The organism is Pantoea eucalypti, from assembly GCF_009646115.1.
GTDB classification, from domain to species: Bacteria; Pseudomonadota; Gammaproteobacteria; order Enterobacterales; family Enterobacteriaceae; genus Pantoea; species Pantoea eucalypti.
Genome location: NZ_CP045720.1, coordinates 2,639,651 through 2,663,463, shown reverse-complemented (window position 1 = coordinate 2,663,463; position 23,813 = coordinate 2,639,651). Strand labels below are relative to the sequence as shown.

General features: G+C 57.7%; 26 protein-coding genes and 2 pseudogenes. 23 read left to right on the top strand and 5 right to left on the bottom strand.

Annotation, left to right across the window (positions count from 1 at the left end; genetic code table 11):
* Window positions 1–203: 203 nt before the first annotated feature.
* Complete coding sequence (locus EE896_RS12465; RefSeq protein WP_039660985.1) at window positions 204–626, top strand: Ivy family c-type lysozyme inhibitor; 423 nt, start codon at window positions 204–206, stop codon at window positions 624–626.
* 352 nt (window positions 627–978) lie between these two features.
* Here the strand turns inward: EE896_RS12465 and EE896_RS12460 are convergent, their stop codons facing one another.
* A complete protein-coding gene (locus EE896_RS12460; RefSeq protein ID WP_003849973.1) occupies window positions 979–1,173 on the bottom strand; it encodes a hypothetical protein in 195 nt (64 codons plus the stop codon).
* A 193-nt stretch (window positions 1,174–1,366) separates the two neighbouring features.
* Between EE896_RS12460 and EE896_RS12455 the strand changes: the two genes are divergently transcribed.
* Window positions 1,367–1,567 carry a DUF6404 family protein gene (locus tag EE896_RS12455; protein ID WP_003849972.1) on the top strand — a complete coding sequence of 67 codons (201 nt, stop codon included), beginning with the start codon at window positions 1,367–1,369 and terminating at the stop codon, window positions 1,565–1,567.
* 35 nt (window positions 1,568–1,602) lie between these two features.
* Here EE896_RS12455 and EE896_RS12450 read toward each other — a convergent pair whose 3' ends face one another.
* From EE896_RS12450 to EE896_RS12440, 4 genes and pseudogenes are all read right to left on the bottom strand, one after another.
* Complete coding sequence (locus EE896_RS12450) at window positions 1,603–3,108, bottom strand: SulP family inorganic anion transporter (RefSeq protein ID WP_078804259.1); 1,506 nt, start codon at window positions 3,106–3,108, stop codon at window positions 1,603–1,605.
* 137 nt (window positions 3,109–3,245) lie between these two features.
* Window positions 3,246–3,506: a biofilm/acid-resistance regulator YmgB/AriR gene (locus EE896_RS12445; RefSeq protein WP_003849968.1), complete on the bottom strand. Its 261-nt coding sequence runs from the start codon at window positions 3,504–3,506 to the stop codon at window positions 3,246–3,248.
* 392 nt (window positions 3,507–3,898) lie between these two features.
* Window positions 3,899–3,982, bottom strand: a pseudogene (locus EE896_RS22845) (DUF2000 domain-containing protein); the annotation flags it as partial.
* A pseudogene (locus EE896_RS12440) lies at window positions 3,971–4,653 on the bottom strand (AraC family ligand binding domain-containing protein); the annotation flags it as partial. The pseudogenes EE896_RS22845 and EE896_RS12440, both read right to left, overlap by 12 nt.
* A 145-nt stretch (window positions 4,654–4,798) precedes the next feature.
* Here EE896_RS12440 and EE896_RS12435 point away from each other — a divergent pair.
* From EE896_RS12435 to EE896_RS12335, 21 genes are all read left to right on the top strand, one after another.
* Complete coding sequence (locus EE896_RS12435) at window positions 4,799–5,230, top strand: MarR family winged helix-turn-helix transcriptional regulator (protein ID WP_003849964.1); 432 nt, start codon at window positions 4,799–4,801, stop codon at window positions 5,228–5,230.
* Window positions 5,231–5,232: 2 nt separating this feature from the next.
* Entirely contained in the window at window positions 5,233–6,918 is a 1,686-nt protein-coding gene (locus tag EE896_RS12430) for an MFS transporter (protein ID WP_008925900.1), read from the top strand.
* Window positions 6,915–8,009 (top strand): HlyD family secretion protein, encoded by a 1,095-nt coding sequence (locus EE896_RS12425; protein ID WP_003849960.1) that lies wholly within the window; start codon window positions 6,915–6,917, stop codon window positions 8,007–8,009. The genes EE896_RS12430 and EE896_RS12425 overlap by 4 nt, the downstream gene beginning before the upstream one ends.
* Window positions 8,009–9,391 carry an efflux transporter outer membrane subunit gene (locus EE896_RS12420; RefSeq protein WP_140915898.1) on the top strand — a complete coding sequence of 461 codons (1,383 nt, stop codon included), beginning with the start codon at window positions 8,009–8,011 and terminating at the stop codon, window positions 9,389–9,391. The genes EE896_RS12425 and EE896_RS12420 overlap by 1 nt, the downstream gene beginning before the upstream one ends.
* A 350-nt stretch (window positions 9,392–9,741) precedes the next feature.
* The gene (locus tag EE896_RS12415) at window positions 9,742–10,047 is read left to right on the top strand and encodes a hypothetical protein (protein ID WP_225613728.1); all 306 of its coding nucleotides are present in this window, start codon (window positions 9,742–9,744) and stop codon (window positions 10,045–10,047) included.
* A gap of 228 nt (window positions 10,048–10,275) precedes the next feature.
* Window positions 10,276–11,007: a beta-ketoacyl synthase chain length factor gene (locus tag EE896_RS12410; protein WP_003849956.1), complete on the top strand. Its 732-nt coding sequence runs from the start codon at window positions 10,276–10,278 to the stop codon at window positions 11,005–11,007.
* A complete protein-coding gene (locus EE896_RS12405; RefSeq protein ID WP_003849954.1) occupies window positions 11,000–11,800 on the top strand; it encodes a lysophospholipid acyltransferase family protein in 801 nt (266 codons plus the stop codon). The genes EE896_RS12410 and EE896_RS12405 overlap by 8 nt, the downstream gene beginning before the upstream one ends.
* 13 nt (window positions 11,801–11,813) lie before the next feature.
* On the top strand, window positions 11,814–12,071 hold the full coding sequence (locus tag EE896_RS12400; protein WP_140915867.1) for a phosphopantetheine-binding protein: 258 nt from the start codon (window positions 11,814–11,816) through the stop codon (window positions 12,069–12,071).
* A gap of 16 nt (window positions 12,072–12,087) precedes the next feature.
* Window positions 12,088–12,342, top strand: coding sequence for an acyl carrier protein (locus tag EE896_RS12395; protein ID WP_003849951.1), 255 nt, complete (start codon window positions 12,088–12,090; stop codon window positions 12,340–12,342).
* Between the two features lie 6 nt (window positions 12,343–12,348).
* Window positions 12,349–12,912, top strand: a complete 564-nt coding sequence (locus EE896_RS12390) for a COG4648 family protein (RefSeq protein ID WP_003849950.1) — start codon at window positions 12,349–12,351, stop codon at window positions 12,910–12,912.
* The gene (locus tag EE896_RS12385; protein ID WP_105099326.1) at window positions 12,909–14,228 is read left to right on the top strand and encodes an AMP-binding protein; all 1,320 of its coding nucleotides are present in this window, start codon (window positions 12,909–12,911) and stop codon (window positions 14,226–14,228) included. The genes EE896_RS12390 and EE896_RS12385 overlap by 4 nt, the downstream gene beginning before the upstream one ends.
* Window positions 14,215–14,562 carry an ApeI family dehydratase gene (locus EE896_RS12380; RefSeq protein ID WP_140915868.1) on the top strand — a complete coding sequence of 116 codons (348 nt, stop codon included), beginning with the start codon at window positions 14,215–14,217 and terminating at the stop codon, window positions 14,560–14,562. Before EE896_RS12385 ends, EE896_RS12380 begins: the two co-directional genes overlap by 14 nt.
* A gap of 53 nt (window positions 14,563–14,615) precedes the next feature.
* Window positions 14,616–16,265, top strand: a complete 1,650-nt coding sequence (locus EE896_RS12375) for a glycosyltransferase family 2 protein (protein WP_420372166.1) — start codon at window positions 14,616–14,618, stop codon at window positions 16,263–16,265.
* Window positions 16,258–16,671, top strand: a complete 414-nt coding sequence (locus EE896_RS12370; RefSeq protein WP_003849946.1) for an acyl-CoA thioesterase — start codon at window positions 16,258–16,260, stop codon at window positions 16,669–16,671. Before EE896_RS12375 ends, EE896_RS12370 begins: the two co-directional genes overlap by 8 nt.
* The gene (locus EE896_RS12365) at window positions 16,665–17,273 is read left to right on the top strand and encodes a LolA family protein (RefSeq protein ID WP_140915870.1); all 609 of its coding nucleotides are present in this window, start codon (window positions 16,665–16,667) and stop codon (window positions 17,271–17,273) included. The genes EE896_RS12370 and EE896_RS12365 overlap by 7 nt, the downstream gene beginning before the upstream one ends.
* On the top strand, window positions 17,260–19,566 hold the full coding sequence (locus tag EE896_RS12360) for an MMPL family transporter (protein ID WP_181405306.1): 2,307 nt from the start codon (window positions 17,260–17,262) through the stop codon (window positions 19,564–19,566). Before EE896_RS12365 ends, EE896_RS12360 begins: the two co-directional genes overlap by 14 nt.
* Window positions 19,563–20,135, top strand: coding sequence for a DUF3261 domain-containing protein (locus tag EE896_RS12355; RefSeq protein ID WP_140915872.1), 573 nt, complete (start codon window positions 19,563–19,565; stop codon window positions 20,133–20,135). Before EE896_RS12360 ends, EE896_RS12355 begins: the two co-directional genes overlap by 4 nt.
* The gene (locus tag EE896_RS12350; RefSeq protein ID WP_078804267.1) at window positions 20,132–21,292 is read left to right on the top strand and encodes a beta-ketoacyl-[acyl-carrier-protein] synthase family protein; all 1,161 of its coding nucleotides are present in this window, start codon (window positions 20,132–20,134) and stop codon (window positions 21,290–21,292) included. Before EE896_RS12355 ends, EE896_RS12350 begins: the two co-directional genes overlap by 4 nt.
* Window positions 21,282–21,758: a hotdog family protein gene (locus EE896_RS12345; RefSeq protein ID WP_078804268.1), complete on the top strand. Its 477-nt coding sequence runs from the start codon at window positions 21,282–21,284 to the stop codon at window positions 21,756–21,758. The genes EE896_RS12350 and EE896_RS12345 overlap by 11 nt, the downstream gene beginning before the upstream one ends.
* Window positions 21,755–22,486 (top strand): 3-ketoacyl-ACP reductase FabG2, encoded by a 732-nt coding sequence (locus tag EE896_RS12340; protein WP_140915873.1) that lies wholly within the window; start codon window positions 21,755–21,757, stop codon window positions 22,484–22,486. Before EE896_RS12345 ends, EE896_RS12340 begins: the two co-directional genes overlap by 4 nt.
* Window positions 22,483–23,718: a beta-ketoacyl-ACP synthase gene (locus EE896_RS12335; RefSeq protein WP_181405305.1), complete on the top strand. Its 1,236-nt coding sequence runs from the start codon at window positions 22,483–22,485 to the stop codon at window positions 23,716–23,718. Before EE896_RS12340 ends, EE896_RS12335 begins: the two co-directional genes overlap by 4 nt.
* The last annotated feature ends 95 nt before the right edge of the window (window positions 23,719–23,813 follow it).

Below are 23,813 nucleotides of genomic sequence, written 5' to 3'. Positions count from 1 at the left end.
GCAGGCAGAGAGCAGCTAACGCCTCAGCGCTCCTGTTCCGCCTTCCGTTTGCGTCGGCCGCTTTCAAAGCGCATTCCTTGGTTCAGGGACGTTCAGGATTTTATTTCCACTGGCGATTCAGTTGTGATTTAAGCTGACAACTGACAAAACACGAAAAAAAAGATAATTTATCGCGGATACCCACAAGGAATGAGGATAGCGATATGAAAAATATTTTGTTGGCTGCGTGCCTGACTGGCTTGCCTTTGATGGTCGGTGCAGCAGAAAAACCGTACCTTTACGACTTTGTGCAGGGAAAGGAAACGGGTAAGGCCTATCATGACCTTATTGCCAAAGAAAAACTGCCGTCCTGGGTAAAAGAGGGCGGCACCAGCACCCCGGCAAACGAGGTGACCATTAATGGCAAAAAGTATCTCGCCCTTTCGGGTTGTAAACCTCATAACTGCCCATCGCAATCAATCGCCATTCTTTATTCATTAGATAAGGGTGATATTCATGGCGTTTACTCTGAATACAATCTCTCTGATAACCGTCAGAGCTTAAAGTGGATGAATCTTGATGCGATGGATTCAGATGATATGAGGCGTGTACTTTTCAGCAGACTTAATGGCGATGTATCAAACTGAATTGCTGAGCCATTCATAAACCTCCTTCGGGAGGTTTTTTTTTGGATAAAGATGGCAGGGGCGCGTATCTGTAACCGCCTGGGGATCAGGGCGGGCTCTCATCTGAAGCCGTCGTCTTGAGATCGTTACCGGCTGCCCGGGAGAGTCAGGAAACTGCGCAAGGTTAAGCCCATTCTGTTTTCATCCGTCTCAATGCAGGGTGATTCACATCATGAAGAGCGCCGCCGAGCGCCACTATAATTTCTGAGGGACGAAGCGGCATCGTATGAAGCGCAGGCAACAGGTTAAATGTCAGCCTGCGGCTGCGCCTTTCGGCATTAGCCAGCCTGCAACGCAGACTGGCTGAAACAGACTATCCCTGCGGTTGTCCTGCCGGGCCAACACCGCCTGGTGCGCCAACCGGCTGCTGCCCGCCCGGAGGGGGTGGTGGGGCCTCTTTGCCTGGCGGTGGTGGCGGTGGTGCATCTCTGCCCGGCGGTGGTGGTGCACAGGCAGTGAGTGTCGCAAGTATAGCCAGCATCGATAACAGGTAAGCAATACGTTTCATCGTAATTCCCAGATCAGGTAAGCGGAACGTTGAGTATAGAGAATCGCCGTAAAATTACCTGGACGAGGTAACATGTCCGAGCCAGAGAGAGAGTTCGTGACGATTATATGAGACGTCTCTCAACCCGAATAAACGGGCGATGCTTTTTGGGCCGGAGCAGGTTAAGGTGGTTCATTATTTAAGAGGAGTCGTTATGAATGGCATTATGAAGTTCGTCCGCGGATGGCTGGTGTTCTCTGTACTGTGGGGCGTATTCATGTGGTTTATGTCATGGCATCAGCAGGGTAAAGAGCCAGGCCTGGCGATTCTGACAAGTCTTTATGCTGGTTTAATCTATCAGGCGCTAATTACTATGGTTGGCCGCTATCGGGCGCGGCGGCAACAGGCAGAGTAAAGTCTGCTGCCGGAGAGGCAGCAGAACGGAGCTATTTATCCGAAATTACCGGTAAGGCGCTGATGGAAATCAGTGCTGCGCGGATCCAGCCCTTCAATCGTCACGTCTGCACCATAACGCTGATAGCGATATTCAATACCATCCAGCGCTGCGACGCTGGATGCATCCCAGATCTGCGCGTGCGTTAAGTCAATCGTCACTTTTTTCGGGTCATGCGCATAATCAAAATGCTCAAACAGATCGTTGCTGCTGGCAAAGAACAGCGGACCACGTACCTCATAGCGTACTGACTCACCATCTTCACTCAGCTGACGTTCAGCATGAATGACATGTGCAATACGGCGGGCAAACAGCAGCATCGCCAGGATCACTCCAGCGAGTACGCCCAGTGCCAGATTTCCTGTCCAGACCGTTACCGCCACTGTCAGCACCATAATCAGCGTCTCTGACCACGGCATACGTTTCAGTGTGTTGGGCTGCAGGCTATGCCAGTTAACGGTTTTCACTGCCACCACCATCATGATACCGGCCAATACTACCATCGGAATTTGCGCCATTATCCGGCTCAGTCCGGTCACCAGCAGCAGCAGCACCAGACCCGCGGCCACGGTTGAAACGCGGCTGCGCGCACGGCCCAGCTCAACGTTGACGATAGTCTGACCTATCATCGCGCATCCGGCGATACCGCCATAAAATCCCGCAAGGATATTTGCCACACCCAGACCCCAGGATTCGCGGCGCTTACTGGACGGGGTATCGGTCAGGTCATCGACCAGTTTGGCGGTCAGCAGCGATTCCATCAGCCCGACAAAGGCGATACTCAGTGCGGTGGGCCAGATAATCTGCAGAGTCTGCAGGTTAAGCGGTACCAGCAGGCTGTTAAAACCGGGCAGGCCAGGACTCATCGGTCCTTCATCGCCCACGTTCGGCATGCGATAGCCCATTAATAGCGCGACGCCCGTCACCACCACAATGGCAACCAGCGGAGAAGGAACACTCTTTAACAGACGCGGTAACAACAGCACGATTGCCAGGGTCGCGGCAAAGAAGATCCACACCAGTGATGACTGGCCCCATACGTGCGGCACCTGAGCAAAGAAAATCAGCACGCCCAGCGCATTCACAAATCCCAGCATCACCGAGCGGGGGATGTAGCGCATCATGCGTGCCAGACCGGCCACGCCAAACAGAATCTGAATCACGCCGCCCATGACTACCGCGGGAAGAATATATTCAACACCGTGCAGATGAACCATCGGTCCGATAACCAGTGCGACAGAACCGGCAGCCGCCGTAACCATCGCCGGGCGTCCGCCGAGTATCGACAGGGTCAGGCAGAGCACGACCGAGGCGATGAGACTCACTTTAGGGTCTACACCGGCAATAACGGAAAAGGAGATCACTTCAGGGATTAATGCCAGCGCGGTAATTACTCCGGCAAGGCATTCGCGGGTCAGCAGCGCAGGCGAACGCAGAACGCGCCCCACACTGATATCGCCCGCCACAACGTCGGTTGCGGCAACATCATTGGTTTGAGTCATAAAGGTCTGCAGGCTCTTTAGTTGTTTTGCTCCCGCGCGAGGGGCGGGAAGATCAGGCTCATGGTGAGGGGCAGATAGTACCGGGCGATTGGCAAAGATGCCAGAAAAAGGGGGGAACTCCCTCCATGGAGTCAGTCTTACAGCGAAAAATCATCCGGGGTCTTGTGGACCACGAGGTCGAGCAGCTGGCGGTAGCTATCCAGCATTTCCCTGTCACTTTCCAGTTCAAGCCGATGAATGAGTTTGGAAATAATGGCTTTATTATTCACTGGCATGCCTGACTGCAAAATTTCTGCAATCAGGATACCCAGCATTTCCATCTCGCTGGCTGGCTTGTTGGCCGCAGGGTTAAAATAATCAGCGATTTCCTGATTGGTCCGGGGAATAATATATTGCATGTGTAAGCCCTTCAGAACAGCCCGATTCCGGTTCGGATGTCAGGACAAAAGCGATCAAAAAAACCACCGCATGGACAGATGCGATGGTACCAGTGCCACAAATTGAGCAAACAAAAATTAACCTCTGAAGGTGGAAATCCACTGACACCTTCAGAGGCGACGCAAATGCATCATTCGTTACAGAGTCGCATACAACTCGTGGCAGTAAACTTATACAATGAATAACTATCTGTAAAATCGAATTCTTTAGCAAAATGTGCCATTCACAACTTATCAAGGAGTTATAAGGATTATTCCGACACAAAAGTTGTACAAATAACCTATACAGATGGCGGGATTGGCGAACCGGGTGGAAAAAGCCGGGAAGCCGTGGCCAGCTTCCCGGGAACAAATTAGCTGAACAACACCAGTTTAGCCGTCAGCTTACGCAGGTTTTTTTTATCGCCGACGATGGCAATGCCCAGCAGCCGCCATTGCACCAGCCAGGCGTGAGGCGGCAAACCCCAGTGCGTCTGGAACAGGCGTGATAACCGGAAGCGATCCACCTGCAGCTGCTGCGCCATCTGCAGCAGGCCGGGATTTCCGCATGATGGGCAATCAGCCAGTCACGCGCCTGCAAAGCCAGCCTGGCATCTTTATCGACGGGCTGAGCGGGCAGTGACCATTGCCGGTGCGAGGTGAGCTGACTGAACATCCGATCCATCGCCGCCTCTTTGATGATCGCGGGATGGTTGTACCACAGTGCATCAAACGCGTGCCAGACAGCATAAGCCAATGGGCGGTCGTCGCGCAGTGTGGTTGCAAAGCGGAGTTCACGCGGCAAGGGGTCATCAGCCTGATTAGGCGTAAGCTGCTGCGCAATCTGTTGCGGTGAAAGATAGAGCATACGATAGGTGAAGCCGCTGTGGTTGATAGCTTCGCCATCATGTAACTCCTCAGGCTCCAGCATAAAAGCCGTGCCGGGACGGCTTTGATGCTGTTTGCGCCGCGAATGAAACTGCTGTACACCTTGCTCGGTCACGCCAATAAGATAGCTGTCGTGCCAGTGGGGATCCCAGGCGTGGCCAGTGAAATGGGCGCGCAATGCCTCAATACCGCTAACGGCGTCACGGCGCAAATCGATCCAGTTTGCTGATGCCTGATTCATGTTATCCGGCTCCTGATTGCGGCCTCTGGACATTCTGACGCGATCCACTAATTTTTAACAGACCGGACGCTTTTCAATCGCGTTTCGCTTTGCGTATAATAACGCCTCCACTCAATTAGATATCTTACTATTAGGCTGCTAACATTTGTCTGAGCATACGCGTACCTTTACCCACTTACTGCATCTGACCGCCCATGCCTGGCGCCTGGCGGTTGATCGTCACCTTAAAGATAGCGGCTTAAGCATGAGCAGCTGGATGGCCATCGGGCTGATTGCCAGTGAGCCGCAGCGCATGACGCAGACCGAACTGGCGCAACTGCTGGGGCTGGAAGATGCCAGTATGGTGCCGCTGGTGGATCGGCTGGTGAAACAGTCGCTGCTGACGCGGGTACAACCGCCAGAAGATCGCCGTAAACGTCACCTGGTGCTGACCGATAAAGGCAATGAAGCCTTCGCCAAAGTGAAAACCGAGGCTGATGCTCTCCGTACTGAAATGCTGGCTGATATTGATCCCGGGGATCTGGCCGTCACCGAGCGCGTCCTGCAACAACTGCTGAGCCGAATGGGAAGCATGTAGCAGTGGCAAAGCGAAATCCCTACGCAGCACGCGAGTGGTTACCGCACGAAAAACCGATGTTGCCGGGTTCGCCCTCGACGCCGCTGCATCCCATGCCAAAGCGTCTGGCATTTGGCCTGATCGGCTTACTGATTTCGCTGACCGGCGCGTTAAGCAACGCACTGGTCACCGCGAACCTGGTTAATCTGCAGGGCACCTTTGGAGCCTGGTCGAATGAGATTGCGTGGTTACCTGCGGTCTACGTGATGGGCAACATCTCTATAAATCTGCTGCTGGTAAAATTCCGACAGCAGTTTGGCCTGCGTGTCTTTACTGAAGCCTTTCTGGTGCTTTATGTACTGGTCGCATTCTTTCATTTATTCGCTAACGACCTGAGCTCGGCGATCATTGTGCGCACCGCCCATGGCATGGTGGCGGCGGCGCTCAGCTCACTGGGCATCTACTATCAGGTTCAGGCCTGGCCCGCAAAACATCGCCTGAAAGCGCTGGTGATTGGCCTGACGGTCTCTCAGCTGGCTATTCCGCTGGCCCGCTTATTTTCGTCAGAATTACTGCAGCTCAACGAGTGGCGTGGCCTTTATCTGTTTGAACTCGGTCTGGCACTGATCGCGCTGGGTGGGGTGCTGCTGGTGAAACTGCCACCAGGCGATCGCATTAAAACCTTTGAAAAGATGGATTTCCTGACCTTCGTTCTGCTGGCGCCTGGCATGGCGCTGCTGTGCGGCGTGCTGACGCTGGGTCGCATTGAATGGTGGTTCACCACGCCGTGGTTGGGAATCTGTACTGCAATTGCCCTGACGCTGATTGTCGCGGCGATTGTTATTGAGCATAACCGGCGTAACCCCCTGATTAACACCCGCTGGCTGAGCAGCGGCATGATGGTGCGGCTTGGCATTGTCATGGTCATGATCCGTATCGTACTGGCGGAACAGAACACCGGCGCGATCGGCTTTTTGCAGCAGATGGGTTTGCAGAACGATCAAATGCGCGGTCTGGCACTGGCGATCATGGCCGGGGTTATCGTGGGCATCGCCGCCAGCGCACTCACCATCAAACCCAATCATCTCAACTGGCCGATTGTCGCCTCGCTGGTGGTGATGATTATCGCCTCGCTGATGGATGCGCAATCCAGTCCGCTGACCCGTGGCCCCGAAATGTATCTGAGCCAGTTTTTGCTGGGCTTCAGCAGCGCCTTTTTCATGGCACCGGCGATGCTGATGGGCATTGGTAGCGTGGTGACCCAGCCAAAAAACCTGGTGAGCTTTGTGGTGCTGTTTGGCATGAGTCAGAACCTGGGTGGACTGATCGGCTCAGCGATCCTTGGCACTTTTCAGGTCTGGCGGGAAAAATATCACTCCAGCCTGCTGGGCGATCAACTCTCACTGCTCGATCCTAACGTTACCGAACGGCTAAGTCAGTACAACGCGCTATTTAATTCACTGGTGGGTGACGACGTTCTGCGCGGTGCGCAGAGCACCACCCAGTTACAGACGGTCGCCACGCTACAGGCTAATGTGCTCGCCTACAACGATACCTATCTGTTAACCGCTGCGCTGGCTCTGGTGACTCTGATGTGGGTCATCTGGCGTTTAACCCGGCGTCGTTATCTTGACTGGCGTCAGGCACAATTTAATCTGCGTGAGCAGCAACAGCTGGCTGCGTTACAGGAATCAACGGAGAAACAATGAGTCAGCAGGATGAGCTTCAGGCGGCAGAACGCGAACGTGCAAACCGTCGACGTATTCTTTCGATAGCCGCTGGCAGCGGTATTGTAGTGATTGGCGTACTGGTTATCCTGTATGCCTGGCAGCTTTGGCCTTTTACCAGCGCAATACAAAGCACCGAGAATGCCTATGTGCGCGGTCAGGTGACCTTTATCAGTCCGCAGGTGAATGGCTATCTCACCTCGGTAAAGGTCATCGATCTGCAGCCGGTGAAGAAAGGGCAGTTGCTGATGACGATTGATGATCGAATCTATCGTCAGCGGGTGCATCAGGCGCAGGCGCAACTGGCGATGAAGCAGGCGGCTCTGAAAAACAATCTGCAGCAGCGGCGCAGCGCAGAAGCGACCATCCAGAGCAATAAAGCGGCGCTGGAAAACGCGAAAGCTCAGGCACTGAAAAGCGGCTTTGATCTCAAACGCGTTGAGAATCTTGCGGCGGATGGATCGCTGTCGGTACGTGAGCGCGACGCCGCCCGCGCAGCAAACGCTCAGGCCCAGGCCCAGGTCCGCCAGGCTGCCGCGCAGATCGCCGTCGCGCAGCAGAACCTGCAAACCGTTATCGTTAATCGCGACGCGCTGGAGGGGGATGTCGAGAGCGCCCGCGCCGCGCTGGAGCTGGCGGAGATCGATCTGGCGAATACCCGGATTACCGCGCCTGATGATGGCCAGCTCGGTCAGCTGTCAGTGCGAACCGGCGCCTATGTCACGGCCGGTACGCGCCTGACCTCGGTAGTGCCCAATCACAAATGGATCATCGCGAACCTGAAAGAGACTCAACTGGCCCATATCCGGCCTGGCCTGCCGGTGACGATTCGGGTCGATGCACTGGATGGCAAACGCTTTAACGGGCAGGTGGAATTTATCTCGCCGGCAGCCGGCTCAGAGTTCAGCGCTATTTCACCTGACAATGCCACGGGTAACTTCGTTAAAATTGCGCAGCGTATTCCGGTTCGGATCCGTATCAACGAGCAGGATATGCAGCAGCTGCGCCCGGGCATGTCGGTTGAAGTCGATATCGATACCGCAGCCCAGGCCGCCGATGAGGGCGCACAATGATGCGTCGCGGCTTACTGGTAAGTGCGCTGATGCTGGCGCTGACCGGCTGCGCCACGCAGGTTGAAAAGGCACCGTCCTCTCTGCCGATCCCCGCCGCCTGGCGCAACAGTGTCGGGCCTGCTGCTGCGCCGGAAGCGGAGTGGTGGCGCGCGTTTCATGATGCGTATCTCAACCGGCTGGTCACACAGGCGCTGCGCAACAATCCTGATATTCTCACCGCGCGTTCCAGAGTGGATCAGTATCGCGCCCAGCTGCGCGCCACGCAGGGTGATGAATTTCCGACCCTCAGCGCCGGCGTAGCGGCGACCCGTGAGCGAACGCTCTCGTCAGTGACGGGCCAGCCCTATGAAACCGATGTTTTTCAGGGGTTGTTACAGGCAAATTACGAGGTTGATCTCTGGGGGGCGCGTAGCAATAGCGTCTCGGCGTCGCAGGCAAGCTTAGCGGCGCAGCAGGCCGCCGCGTCTGCTGCAGAGCTGACCATTGCCAGCTCAGTGGCATCGGGTTATCTCAACCTGTGCGCGCTGGATGAACAGCTGCGGGTCACCGATGCGACGCTGGCGACCCGCAACAATTCACTGAAGCTGGCCCAGCGTCAGTTTGAGAGCGGCTACACCTCAAGGCTGGAGTGGATGCAGGCCGCTTCTGAATATCAGTCGGCGAAAGCACAGATACCGCAGCTGCAGCATCAGATCGCGCAGCAGGAGAATGCGCTGAGCGTCCTGGTGGGCATGAACCCGCGTAGCATTGCCCGTCGTCAGCAGTTTGACCAGATTCTACCGCAGCAGATGCCGTCGCTGCTGCCGTCCGAACTGCTTAATCGCCGCCCGGATATTGTGCAGGCGCAGCGTCAGTTACTGGCCGCAGATGCCAGCCTTGCCTCATCGCGCGCTAAGCTGCTGCCAGGGCTGAACCTCACTGCCACCGGCACCCTGCAGAGTTCGGTGCTGCACCAGCTCGCAGACAATCCATTCCGGCTCTGGAGCGTGGGCGGCAGCATTCTGGCACCGTTGCTGAACCGTGAAGCGCTGACGGCACAGGTTGATGTCTCAATGGCAACGCGCAATCAGGCGCTGTACGGCTATGAAAAAGTGGTGCGCAACGCCTTCTCGGAAGTCAACGATACCCTGGACGCTATCCGACAGCGTGAGGCACAGCTTCAGGAACTGCAAAAGCAGGAAACTTACGTAACCGAGGCGCTGCGCATTGCCCGCAACCGCTATCAAAATGGCTACGCTTCCTATCTGGATGAACTGGATGCGCAGCGAACCCTGTTTTCAACTCAGCTGAATCGGGTGGCCGTTAAAAATAATCTGTTGCTGGCGCAGATCGATCTCTATCGCGCACTGGGCGGTGGCTGGGCTCCCGCCTCCACACAATGACTGCCCGGGCCGATCCAGCCGCAGTAAGAGTTTCTGCGGCCGGGATCGGCCTCTGCGCAGACGCCGCGACTGCGCATTTTACCTCGCGTTAATCCCTCAAATAACCACCCAAAACCTATACATACTTCTGCTTACCTGTCTTTACATTCGATGGTATCATGCGCGGGTTTTGAACCAGCCAGCCGGAAAAATGCACGTAATGTTAAGCTGGTGTTGGATGATTTTTACGTTTAACTCACTGATAAAAAAGATCAAAGAAGGGACTCGTTATGATCAAAAAAACAATTTTTTCGCTGGCTGTGGTCGCTGCATGATTAACCGGCTGCGCATGCACGCCGCCGATTCATAACGTGAATCAGGCCCTCACTCAGCATGACAGTGATAATCAGATGAAACTGGCGATCATTGAGGCGGGTATTGGCCGGAAACAGCTGATGACACCCGTTTCGCCTGGTGTAATCAATGGTCGTCTGGCCCAGCGTGATGTTGTGCCGACCATCCGCATTACTTACACCAGACAGAATTACCGCATTGAGTCTGTCGGCAGTGAAAACCTGAGAGCGGGACAGGGTGTGATCCTCAATAACGACAACGACTGGATGGCCAATCTCGATCAGGATATTCAGTTGCGGCTGTCGGCCCTGGCCGCCCGGTGATCGGCGTGCTGTTGCAATAATGGGTCGACAGGCTCGCTAAGCATAAAGTTCTGCGGCAGCCGGCCGACAAATCAGATGAGCTGCTATTGATGAATCCTTGAGTAAACCTCTACCGTGAGAACCTGATTAGGGTTCGGCAGGTTTTCCGGTACGCACTTTTTTTGCAGAAGGCAGGAGTGACGATCCAATGAACGCCGACTCCACACGTATGATGAAAAGAGTGTTGAGATGAAACTCGCTTACTCACTGGTCGACTGGCAGGCACTGGCTCCGGGTTTAAGCGCGCCAGAAGCCTGGCAGGACTGGGCGCAACAGAGCAGGGCCATCGACCCCTTAGCGGCGATGGCAAAGCCGCAATACTTACCGATGATGACGTCGCGTCGTCTGAGCGGCGGCAGCCGTGCGGCGGTAGAGTGTGGGCTGGCGCTTCTGGCACGGCAGAAGGCAGACGCTATCGTGTTTACCAGCCGTCACGGTGAACTGGAGCGTAATCTGCGTATTCTTAATACCCTTGCAGATCAACAGTCAATGTCACCTACAGACTTTGCCATGTCAGTTCACAATTCGGCGGTTGGCAGCCTGACCATTGCGGCAAAAGCGCCGCTGGTCTCGACCTCCATTGCGGCAGGCATGGACTCTTTTCAGCAGGGATTGATTGAAGTCAGCGCTCTGCATCAGGCGGGTTATCAGCAGGTGCTGCTGGTCGACTTCGACGGCATCGTGCCGGACTATTATCTGCCGTGGCTGGCGGATCAGCGCGTGAATTTTCCTTATGCGGTGGCACTGCTGCTGCGTGCGGGCGAACAACTGTATTGCACTGGCTGTAAAGGCGAAGAGAAGAGGGCAGAAACGCTGTTACCGCAGAGCCTGCGTTTTCTGCAGCAATGGCTGGCGGCTTCGCCCACCTTCAGCCTGGCAGGCGAACGCCTGACATGGCACTGGGAGAGAAGTCATGGCTGATTGCTCACAACCCGCTCAGCACTCAGGCAGCCGCCTTAACTACTGCTGGCGACTGGTGATGACGGCCGTCAATTTTACGCTGTTTGGGCTGGGCGGACTGCTGCTGTCACTGATTGGCTTCAACCTGCTACTCCTGATCCAGCGCGATTCTCTGCGCCGCCGGCTGCTGGCCCGACGCGCTATCGCCTTTAGCTTCCGCTGCTTTCTGCGTTTCTGCCGGATGACCGGCGTTTACGACTACCGCATTGAAGGCGCAGAGCTGTTGCAACAGGATCGCGGATGCCTGATTGTCGCTAATCATCCGTCACTGATCGACTACGTGATGATCGCGTCGGTACTGCCAGAGATGGATTGTCTGGTAAAGGCCGATCTGCAAAAAAATCCCTTTATACGTGGGGTGATTCGCGCCGCCGATTATCTGATCAACAGTGAAGCGGAGACGCTGCTGCCGGACAGTCAGCAGAGACTGGCGCGCGGCGACAATATCCTGATTTTTCCGGAAGGCACCCGTACCCGTTACGGTCAGCCGCTGACTCTGCAGCGCGGAGCCGCCAATATTGCGGTGCGCGCCGGATGCGATCTGCGCGTGGTTCACATCACCTGCAGCCAGCGTATGCTTGATAAACAGAGCCGCTGGTATCAGATTCCGCCGGTTAAACCGCTGTTTACCGTGCGAGTAAAGTCACGAATCGACAGTCAGTCGTTTTGTGAAAGCAATCCCGATGCGCAGCCACTGGCCGCGCGTCGCCTGACCCGCCACTTAGAGCAGGCGCTGGTCCCCCAGAACAGGTAAGACGAAAACCGGTATGGATTCATTAATTAACGATATCAAACAGATGATTATCGACACGCTGAACCTTGAAGATCTCAGCCCTGATGATATTGAGACTGACGCTGCCCTGTTTGGCGACGGGCTGGGGCTGGACTCAATTGATGCACTGGAACTTGGCCTGGCAGTGAAAAATCGCTACCGCGTGACGCTCTCTGCGGAAAGTGAAACCCTGCGTGCCCACTTCTTCTCTGTCGCGACGCTGGCCGCGTTCGTCAACCAACAGCGCGGCTGAAAGCGGAGACAATCTTATGATGAACAAAGAAGAGATTTATCAGGAAGTGACTTCGCTGCTCACCAGCCTGTTTGAAATTGCGCCCGAGGATATCCACCCCGAGGCGCGTCTGTATGAAGATCTCGAGCTCGACAGCATTGATGCTGTCGATATGGTCGTGCACCTGCAAAAACGCACCGGCCGTAAAATCAAACCGGAAACCTTCCGCGCGGTCCGAACTGTGCAGGATGTCGTGGATGCGGTGGAACAACTGATGCGCGAAGACGCCTGATCCGTCGTGCCTGCTGCTACGCTTCGCCTGCTCAATCTGCTTACGCTGCTGGCCTGGCCCTTGCTGGTCTGGCTGGCACTGACCCAGCCGCGCTGGCAGGGACTCTTCTGGCTGCTGGCGCTGCTGTTTGGCCTGCGCTGGCTGCAACTGCGTCGTCAGCAGAACGCGCTGGGCGCGGTCATGGGCTGGCTGGCGCTGCTCGGCGCGCTGCTCTGTATCAGCAGCCAGCTGTTACGCGCTCAGCATCTGTTGCTGTGGTATCCGGTGGCGGTCAATCTGGCGATGCTGCTGGTGTTCGGTGCTTCACTCTGGAGCGCGATGCCGCTGGTGGAGCGTATTGCCCGGCTGCGTGAGCCAGAACTTCCTGCCGCCGCAGTGCCTTACACCCGTCGCGTAACGCAGATCTGGTGCCTGTTTTTTATCGGCAATGGCAGCATGGCGTTCTATACCTGTCTGCAGGGCGATCTGCGGCTCTGGACGCTGTGGAACGGTGGCATCAGCTACCTGTTGATCGGCGTGCTGATGGGCGCTGAGTGGCTGGTTCGTCAGCGTGTGAGGCGAAAAGCATGAGCGTGGCCGAGTGGCTGACAGGCGCCGATCGTGAAGTCGCCTGGCGAGGCGATCAACCCTTGATGCTCGGCGCGATGCGTCGTCAGGTGCAGGCACTTAGCCTGCGCTTAGCGGCACAGCCGGGCACGCACTGGGGGCTCTGTTTTGACGACAGTTATCGTTTCTGTGTGGCGCTGCTGGCCTGCTGGTATGCCAGTAAAACGCCGGTGATGCCGGGTCATAGCCGCGCCGCGCTACTGAATGAGATGCAGGAGCAGCTTGATGGGGTGCTGTGCGACATGCCGCTGGCGGTCAGCCTGCCGCTGCTGACGTGGGATGAGGCAGAAGCCCAGGGCCAGCTGCCACCACTGCCTGCGAGCTCAGCGCTGATACTCTTTACCTCGGGGTCCACCGGCACACCGCGTCAGGTAATGAAGTCACTGACGGTGATGGAGCAGGAGAGCCGCTGGCTCAGCGCTCTATGGGGCGAACAGCTGCAAGGCTGCCGGGTGATTGCCTCCGTCAGCCATCAGCATCTTTACGGTTTATCGTTCCGACTTTTCCTGCCAATGACGCTCAGGCTGCCGTTTTCCGCTCAGCCGCTGTTCTACGGCGAGCAACTGGCCCAGCTCCCGCGCGACTGTCGCTATGCTTTTATCAGCAGCCCGGCTTTTTTATCGCGGCTGGACAGTACGCTTGACGCGCCCGGCTGTGAACTGATTGTCTCTGCCGGTGGCACCCTGCGCGGGCCGGATGCAGAACAGGTCTGGCAGCGCTTTGGCTGCCCGGTCAGTGAAATCTACGGTAGCACCGAAACCGGCATTCTGGCCTGGCGTCAGTGCGATCGGGCCGATGCCCCGTGGCGAAGTTTTTCTGGCGTCAGGCTTGAGCAGGTGACGCCCGAACGCTGGCAGGTCTGGTCGCCGCTGATTGCGGGTGATAACGGCCTTGCGCTGGACGACCGCCTGAATATGCAGCCCGATGGCGGATTTCAGCTGGCAGGACGTCACGATCGCATCGTGAAAATTGGAGACAAGCGCATCTCATTAAGTGAGATAGAGCGCCGACTGACCGATCTGCCGGAAATTGACGATGCCGTGGCGCTGGTGGTCACGCGTCATGATCGTCAGGCAATTGGCGTCGTGCTGTCGCTCACCAGCACGCTGGATGAAGCGGCTCTGCACCAGCACAGACAGCAATGGAAACGCCAGCTGCAGTGCTGGCTGGAACCGCTGGCGATGCCGCGCTACTGGCGGATTGTTGCCACCATTCCGGTTACCCCCCAAAGTAAACGCGCCTGGCCGCAAATAGAGGAACTTTTTCATGTTGCCGATTGAACGAAGCCGGGAGTTGCAGGCTGACAGCGCCACGCTGATTCTGCAGGTTGAAGCCGGACTGTTCTGGTTCCAGGGCCACTTTCAGACGCTGCCTATTCTGCCTGGCGTGGCTCAACTGGACTGGGTGATGCACTACAGCGTGTCACTGCTCGCGCCGGGTAAGCAGTTTGCCGCCATTGAAAACATCAAATTTCAGCAGCCGGTGCTACCTGACTCACTTCTGCAACTGCGTCTTGACTGGGATGCTGAAAAGTCGCGCCTGAGTTTCCGTTACAGCCTGCTCAGTCACGACGGCGAGCAGAGCGCCAGCATCGGGAAGATCGCGCTGTGCTAACCCTGCCGTTTACGCCTTGCGTAGTGATCCCGTGTTACAACCATGGTGCGATGATGGCATCGGTACTGGCCCGGCTGGCACCGTTCAATCTGCCGGTTATCGTCGTGGATGATGGCAGCGACACGGCGACTCAGCTTCAGCTGGCGACGCTGTACGCCCCAGAGCTCACTGTGCTGCGACTCGACAGCAATCAGGGTAAAGGTGCGGCGGTGATTCATGGTCTGCGCGCTGCGGCGGCACGCGGATTCACCCATGCCGTGCAGCTTGATGCGGACGGTCAGCATCAGGCGGAAGATCTGCCGCTGATGCTGGCGAAAGCTGAGCGCTATCCCGACGCGCTGATCTCCGGACAGCCGATTTATGACGATTCGATCCCTAAATCACGTCTTTACGGTCGCTATATCACGCACTTCTGGGTCTGGATTGAAACGCTGTCGCTGTCGATCCGCGACAGCATGTGCGGTTTTCGTGTCTATCCGCTGGCCCCCACGCTGGCGCTGTGCGATCGCCGTGCCATCGGTCAGCGCATGGATTTCGATACTGAGATCATGGTGCGGCTTTACTGGCAGGGCATACGCAGTCGCTTTATCCCGACCCGCGTCACCTATCCCGCCAGCGGGCTGTCGCACTTCGATGCGCTCTACGACAATCTGCGCATCTCCTGGATGCATACCCGTCTGTTCTTCGGCATGCTGCCGCGGATCCCGCGTCTGCTGGCGATGCGTAACGCGCCAGCACACTGGTCTGTGGAAACGGAGCGGCGCGGACAGTGGGGATTACGTTTTATGCTGGCGGTGTATCGCTATGGCGGGCGGCTGCCCTTTATGCTGCTGCTCTGGCCGGTCGTCGCGGTCTACTGGCTGAGCGGTCAGCGCGCGCGAAGCGCTTCACGGCAATGGCTGGCGCAGGTCACCGTCGCCGCACAGCAGCGGCAGGTTGCATTACCGCCGCGGCTTAACAGCTACCGCCATTTTCTGCGCTTCGCCGGGGCGATGCTGGATAAAGTCGCCAGCTGGCGCGGGGATTTGCATTGGGGACGGGATATCGATTTCGCGCCGGGCGCAGAAGCGATAATCCGCGCACCCACACCCCAGGGCAAGCTGATCCTGGCCTCCCATCTTGGCGACATTGAAGCCTGTCGCGCGATGGCGCAGCAGGTCAGCGGACTGGTGATTAATGCACTGGTGTTTACCGACAATGCCCGGCGCTTTCGGGCGGTACTGGAAACTATCGCCCCGCAGGCGGGGGTCAATCTGATGCCGGTCAGTGATATCGGGCCGGAGACAGCAATCCTGCTGCAACAGAAGCTGGATGCGGGCGAATGGGTGGCGATTGTCGGGGATCGTACGGCGGTCAATCCGCAACGCGGCGGCGAGCGTCGGGTCATCTGGAGCGATTTTCTGGGTCGGGCAGCACCGTTTCCACAGGGGCCGTTTGTGCTGGCAGCTGCGTTACGCTGTCCGGTGCTGCTCATGTTTGCCCTGCGGCAACAGGGTAAACTGCTTATCCACTGTGAGCCGTTTGCCGATCCGCTGCTGCTGCCCCGTGCACAACGTCAGCAGGCGCTGCAACAGGCGGTCGATCGCTATGCGCAACGGCTGGCGCATTATGCGCTGCTGGCCCCGCTGGACTGGTTCAACTTTTTCGATTTCTGGACGTTGCCTGATCACCAGGCGCACCACAAGGAGTCTGACCATGACTGAACATCATGCTGAAGTCGTGCTGACCGTTTCGTTCCACGACTGTGATCCCATGGGTGTGGTCTGGCACGGTAACTATTTCCGCTTCTTCGAAGTGGCACGCGAAGCCCTGCTGCGCAGCATCAATTACAGTTATGCCGAGATGGCTGCCAGTGGCTACGTCTGGCCGGTGGTCGATACCCGGGTTAAATATCGCCATCCCCTGCGCTGTGAAGAGACGATTCGCGTCAGTGCCCGAATTACAGAATATGAGAACCGCCTGCGCATCGACTATGAGGTGCGAAACGCGGCCGATCAGATCACCACTAAAGCGCATACGCTGCAGGTTGCGGTTGAGCAGGAGAGTCAGGCGCTGTGCTTTGTTTCGCCCGATATTTTACTGGAACGTTTAGGAGTAAAAGGATGCTGAAAATAGTGCTTACCGGCCTGCTATTGTGGGCCAGTGCGGCCAGCGCAGTCACACTGGATCAGCTGCAGCAGCGTTTTGCCAGCCAGCCAGTGATCCGGGCCGACTTTACCCAGACGCGCACCATTTCAGGTATGCGTCAGCCGCTGGTGTCGCACGGTCAAATGCTGATCGCCCGTGAGCAGGGGTTATGGTGGCATCAGCAGACGCCGTTTGTGATGACACTGCTGCTGGATGATAAGCGCATGGTGCAAAGCCTTAACGGCCAGAAGCCCCAGGTGATCACCGCTGACAGCAATCCGCAGATGTTCCAGTTCAATCATTTGCTGCGGGCGCTGTTCCAGGCTGACCAGAAGGTCCTTAACGAAAATTTCAGCGTGGCCTTCAGCGATCGTGGCAACGGCGCCTGGACGCTGGACCTGACGCCCAAAGCTGCGCCGCTCAACAAAATCTTCAACCGTATCTCGCTGGCGGGTAATACCTTCCTGGACAGCATCAACCTGGATGATAAGCAGGGCGATAAAACCGAGATTCAGCTCAGTAACACCCGCATTGAACCGCCGCAGTTAAGCGACGAGGAGCATGCACGTTTTGCCGGGCCGTAACGATCGGCTGCTGGCGATCCTGTGGCTGGCCATCTGTCTGCTGCTGGCGGCGGCGCTCGCTTTTCTGTTGCCGCGCAGCCAGCTCAACAGCAGCGTGCTGGCTTTGCTGCCGCAACAGAATCTGGGCGCAGCACCGCCTGCGCTACAGCAGGCTTTTATGCAGCGGCTGGATCGCCAGATGGTGTGGCTGGTTTCACCCGGTGAGCAGGACGATCCGCAGGTCGCTGCCTGGTGGCTGGCGCAGTTGCGTGCGCTGCCTGACCTGAAGCTTGTGCAGGGCGATCTTGATGCACAGCAGCAGCAGCAGTGGGGCCGTTTCGCCTGGCAACACCGCAATGGTCTGCTTGATGAGTCGACACGCAGCCGCTTGCAGAACGGGGGTGAGGCGCAGGCAGACTGGCTGCTGGCGCAGCTTTTTTCAGCTTTCTCGGGCGTCAGCAGCAGAGAGTTGCAGGGCGATCCTTTGATGCTGGTGCGCGGTTCACAGCTGGCGCTGGCTCAGAATGCCGGACGTATGACGCTGCATGATGGCTGGCTGACCGTAAAAGACGAGCAGGGTAAGCAGTGGTATTTTCTGCATGGCGAACTGGCGAACAATGCTTTCAGTATGCAGCAGAGCCATGCGCTGGTGACCCGGCTTAGCGCGCTGGAGCAGCAGCTTAAAAGCCGCTGGCCGCAGGCGAAACTGCTGACGCGGGGTACTGTCCTGTTCAGCGACAACGCCAGCCAGCGTGCGCAGCACGATGTTAAAACCCTGGGGAGTGTAACGCTGGGTGGCGTCGTCCTGCTGGTGCTGCTGGTCTTCCGATCACTGCGTCCATTGCTGCTGACGGTGACGTCTGTGGCGGTAGGCGCGATGGCAGGCACAGTGGTGACGCTGCTTTGCTTCGGTGAGCTGCATCTGATGACGCTGGTGATGAGTCTGAGTATTGTCGGCATCTCGGCGGATTACACGCTCTATTATCTCACTGAGCGTATGGTTCACGGCGAACAGCAGTCACCGTGGCAGAGCCTGCGCAAAGTCCGCGGTACGCTGCTACTGGCGCTTGCGACCACCGCGATTGCCTGGCTGCTGATGCTGCTCGCGCCCTTTCCCGGACTGCGTCAGCTGGCGGTGTTTGCCGCCAGCGGATTAACCGCATCCTGTCTGACGGTAATTCTGATCACGCCGTGGCTGGTACGTGGATTACCGGTGCGCCCGGTGCCGCTGATGGTGCCGCTGGCGCGCTGGCTTGCCGCCTGGCGTCGCCAGCGCGGGTTGCGTGTCGGATTACCTGTATTGATGGCCATCTTCGCCCTGACCGGAATCGCTCAGTTAAAGGTAGATGATGACATCGCGCATCTGCAAAGTGCCCCCGCACAGCTGCTTGAACAGGATCGCCAGCTCGCTACTCTGACCGGCCAGCGTGCCGATCAGACCTGGTTTGTGGTCTGGGGCGATGATGCTCAGCAGACGCTGCAGCGGCTGGAAAAACTGGCACCGGATCTCCATCAGGCACAGCAGCAGGGCTGGCTGCAACATTATCGTCTGCTGCCGCTGAAGTCGCTGGCGCAGCAACAGCAGGATCTGCAGCTGCTGAAACAGGCCGTTCCGACGATTACGGCCCGCCTGCAGCAGGCGGGAATTGCCCTTGCCGCGCCGGATCTGACGCCAATGCCGGTAACACCCGATGCCTGGCTGTCGGGTCCGCTGAGTGAGGGCTGGCGTCTGCTGTGGCTGACGCTGCCGGACGGGCAGAGCGGTGTTCTGATCCCCACCAGCGGCGTAAAAAATAGCGCCGCACTCGCAGAGCTGGCTAAGCAGCATCCTGGCGTCAGCTGGATCGATCGCAAGGCGAGTTACGATGCGCTGTTCAGTTTCTGGCGTACCCTGCTCGGCGGATTACTGGCACTGGCGCTGCTGCTGATCACCCTGAGTTTTGTACTGCGCCTGGGATTAAAGGCGGGCTTACGCAGCGCGCTGCCGTCGGTGCTGTCGCTGGCGATGGCGCTGGCAACGCTGGGCTGGATCGGCGCATCGCTGAACCTGTTTGCGCTGCTGGCGCTGATTCTGGTGCTGGGGATCGGCATTAACTACACGCTCTTTTTCTGCAATCCACAGGGTACACCAATGACTTCGTTGCTGGCGGTATCGCTGGCGATGATCACCACCTTACTGACGCTGGGCATGCTGGTATTCAGCAGCACCAGCGCGATTGCCAGTTTTGGCACCGTATTATGCAGCGGCATCTTCAGCGCTTTCCTGCTGTCACCGCTGGCGATGCGACCCACCCGATCAAGGAGTAAACGATGATCCGCGCCGCCTGTATTCTGCTGACGGCTCTGCTGCTCAGCGCCTGTGCCGGACCGGCACCCGACAGCAGCCGTCCCACCGCCTGGCTGAAACCGGGCGTGAAGGTGACGCTGCCGCCGCCAGGCATCCGTCCCGCCTTTCAACAGCAGCAGTTGCTGACCGGCCAGGTTAAAGGTCAGAGTCAGTCACTGCTGGTGCTGCTCAGTGCTGATGAACAGCAAATTGATCTGGCGGGGCTCTCTTCAGTGGGTATTCGACTCTTCAGTCTGCGCTATGATGCCAGCGGTATTCATACCCAGCAGTTGATGCCGCTGCCACAGATGCCGCCCGCGAGTCAGGTTCTGGCAGACATCATGCTCAGCTACTGGCCGCTGGATGCCTGGCAAAAACAGCTGCCGCCAGGCTGGAAGCTGCAGGATAAGGGATTAAAGCGACGGCTGATCGATGCCGATAACCAGCTGGTAACGGAGATTAATTATCTGCAACGGGGTAATCAGCGCCAGCCAGTCAGCATTCGGCAGCATGCCTTTGGCTATCAGATCCGCATTCAACATCTGGACGCCTCATGATTTATATCTCTGCTATCGGCATGCTGAATGCCCTGGGAAATGACAGCCAGCAGATCGCGGCCAGCCTGAAAAAAGGTGAGGCACCCGGTATGCAGTTGCGTCATGGCTGGCTGAGCGGTGATCGCGCCTGTTGGCTTGGCAGAGTTGAAGGTGAGCTGCCAGCGATTCCTGCTGTCCTTAGCGCGCATAACACCCGAAACAACCAGCTGCTGCTGGCCGCGCTGATACAAATCCGTCCGACGCTTGACGCGGCGATTGCACGCTATGGCGCCAGCAGAGTGGCAATTGTACTGGGGACCAGCACCTCGGGGGTGGATGAGGGGGATCAGCAGATTTGCGGCGGCCAGCCCGATTATCACTACCAGATGCAGGAGCTTGGCGATCCGTCACGTTTTCTGGCGCACTACCTGCAGCTCGATGGCCCGGCCTATACCATTTCTACCGCCTGCTCTTCCAGCGCCCGCGCCATTATCAGTGGTGAGCGGCTGATCGCGGCAGGGCTGGCGGATGTCGCGCTGGTGGGCGGTGCAGACTCGCTGAGTCGGATGCCGATCAACGGTTTCGACAGTCTGGAATCGCTCTCTGAGCGTCGCTGCGCGCCGTTCAGCCGCGAGCGTGACGGCATCTCGATTGGCGAAGGAGCCGCGCTGATGCTGCTGACGCGGGAACCGCAGCCGCTGGCGCTGTTGGGTGCGGGTGAATCCTCCGACGCCTGGCACATGTCTGCGCCTCATCCGCAGGGCGAAGGCGCTGAACGGGCGATGCGAATGGCGCTGCAACAGGCGAATCTGTTGCCGCAGCAGGTGGGTTATATCAATCTGCATGGCACAGCCACGCCGCTGAACGATCAGATGGAAGCCGCCGTGATTCATCGTCTGTTTGGCAATGCGGTGCCATGCAGCTCAACCAAACATCTGACCGGCCATACGCTCGGCGCGGCGGGCGTGTGCGAAGCTGCGCTCAGCGCGTTGATCCTGCAGAACAATCTGCCGCTGCCTGCGCAGGATTTTAGCGCGGCGGCGCAGGATGAGACGCTGCCGGATTGCGGATTGCTGTTACAGCCACAGGCGCTGCAACGGCCGGTCATCGCCTCTAATTCATTCGCCTTTGGTGGCAACAACACCTGCCTGATTCTGGGACGCCTTGATGGACATTAATTCTCCCGCGGCACTCTGGCTGCCGCATGCTGCACCGATGCTACTGCTTGATCAGCTGATTGCCGTTGATGAAGAGCACGTTCACTGTCAGGTATCGACCTGTGCCGATGGCGTACTGGCGCCGTTTCTGACCCCACAGGGCGAACTGCCTGCCTGGTTTGGCGTCGAGATGATGGCTCAAACCGTAGGCGTCTGGTCGGGCTGGCATGCAAAGCAGGGTGGCGCAACCCTTGTCCCGCCCGGCATGCTGCTGGGTGGACGCGGCTGGCGGGCAGATCAACCGTACTTTCCCGCGAACGTCACGCTGGATATCAGAATGACGTTGCTGATGCGCGATGACCGTATGGGCAGCTTTGAGGGCGATATTTGTTACGGCCCGCAACGGCTTGCCAGCGGTCGTCTCAACACCTGGCAACCCAATGAAACAGAGTTAAAGCAATTAATGTCACAAGGAAATCAGCCATGACAAGGTCGGTATTAGTCACGGGCGCCAGTAAAGGCATTGGCCGCGCGATTGCGCTGCGTCTCGCCCAGGATGGCTATCAGGTTATCGTTCATTTTAACCGCGACCGCGCGGGGGCTGAGCAGTGCCTGCAGCAGATCGAATCTGCAGGCGGCAGTGGTCGTGTGCTGGGATTTGATGTGGCTGACCGGGCAGCCACCCGTGCCGCGCTGGAAGCGGATATAGCGCAACACGGGGCCTACTATGGCGTGGTGAGCAATGCTGGTATCACCCGTGATGCAGCGTTTCCCGCCCTGACGGATGAGGAGTGGGACAACGTGATCCACACCAATCTCGACAGTTTTTACAACGTTATCCAGCCCTGCGTGATGCCGATGATCGGCCTGCGCCGCGGTGGTCGCATTATTACCCTCTCTTCGGTCTCCGGGATGATGGGCAATCGCGGTCAGGTCAACTACAGCGCGGCGAAAGCGGGCATTATCGGGGCCACCAAGGCGCTGGCGATTGAACTGGCTAAACGCAAAATCACCGTTAACTGCATCGCGCCCGGTCTGATTGATACCGGCATGGAGGGGCTCGAACCTCAGGTGATTGAAGAAGCGATGAAGATCGTGCCGATGAAGCGCATGGGCACGGCCGACGAAGTCGCCGGACTGGCGAGCTATCTGATGTCCGATATCGCCGGTTACGTAACGCGTCAGGTGATTTCAATTAATGGAGGCATGCTGTGATCCAGCGGGTAGTCGTAACCGGTATGGGCGGCGTAACGGCCTTTGGTGAATCCTGGGCTGAGGTTTCGGCGCGTATTCGTGCCGGGCGCAACGCGGTACGCTTTATGCCGGAGTGGCAGATCTATGACGGACTGCATACCCTGCTCGGCGCGCCCGTGGATAACTTTGAACTGCCTGCGCATTATACCCGCAAGCGTATCCGCGCCATGGGCCGCGTTTCGCTGCTGGCAACGCGTGCCACCGAACTGGCGCTGACCCAGGCAGGGCTGATTGACCATCCGGTGCTGACCTGCGGAGAGACGGGCATCGCCTACGGCTCCTCAACCGGCAGCACCGGGCCGGTCAGCGAGTTCGCCACCATGCTGACCGAAAAGCACACCAACAATATTACCGGCACGACGTACGTGCAGATGATGCCGCATACCACCGCCGTGAATGCCGGGCTCTTTTTCGGCCTGCGCGGCCGGGTGATCCCGACCTCCAGCGCCTGTACGTCAGGCAGCCAGGCTATTGGCTATGCCTGGGAAGCGATTCGTCATGGATATCAGACGGTGATGGTGGCGGGTGGTGCGGAGGAGCTTTGTCCGTCGGAAGCGGCAGTGTTTGACACCCTGTTTGCCACCAGCCAGCGTAATGACGCACCGCACACCACGCCTGCACCCTTTGATCAGCAGCGCGATGGCCTGGTGATTGGCGAAGGTGCCGGCACGTTGATCCTGGAGTCGCTGGACCATGCCCTGGCGCGCGGCGCCACGATTTACGCGGAGCTCACCGGTTTCCATACAAACTGCGATGCCGCCCATATCACGCAGCCGCAGCGGGAAACCATGCAGATCTGCATTGAGCGGGCATTGCAGAGCGCCGGTATTACCGCATCAGAAGTCGGTTATGTGAATGCGCACGGCACGGCCACTGAGCGGGGTGATATGGCAGAAAGTCTGGCGACGGCAGCGGTGTTTGGCGAGTCAACGCCGATCTCCTCTCTGAAATCCTATTTTGGCCATACGCTGGGTGCCTGCGGGGCGCTGGAAGCCTGGATGAGCATTGAGATGATGCGGGAAGGGTGGTTTGCGCCCACGCTTAACCTGACGCAACCGGCCGCTGATGGCGGTCAGCTGGATTACATCATGGGTGAGCCGCGAGAGATTGAAACCGACTATATCCAGAGCAACAATTTTGCCTTTGGTGGCATTAACACATCTCTGATCTTCAGACGCTGGCGCGGCGTCTGATATCCGGTCCGTGCGGTACTGACACGGGCCAGTTTATTTTCCGAACGAAAAAACCGGACGATAAACAACCTTTCATTTACACTGTCACTCACCGC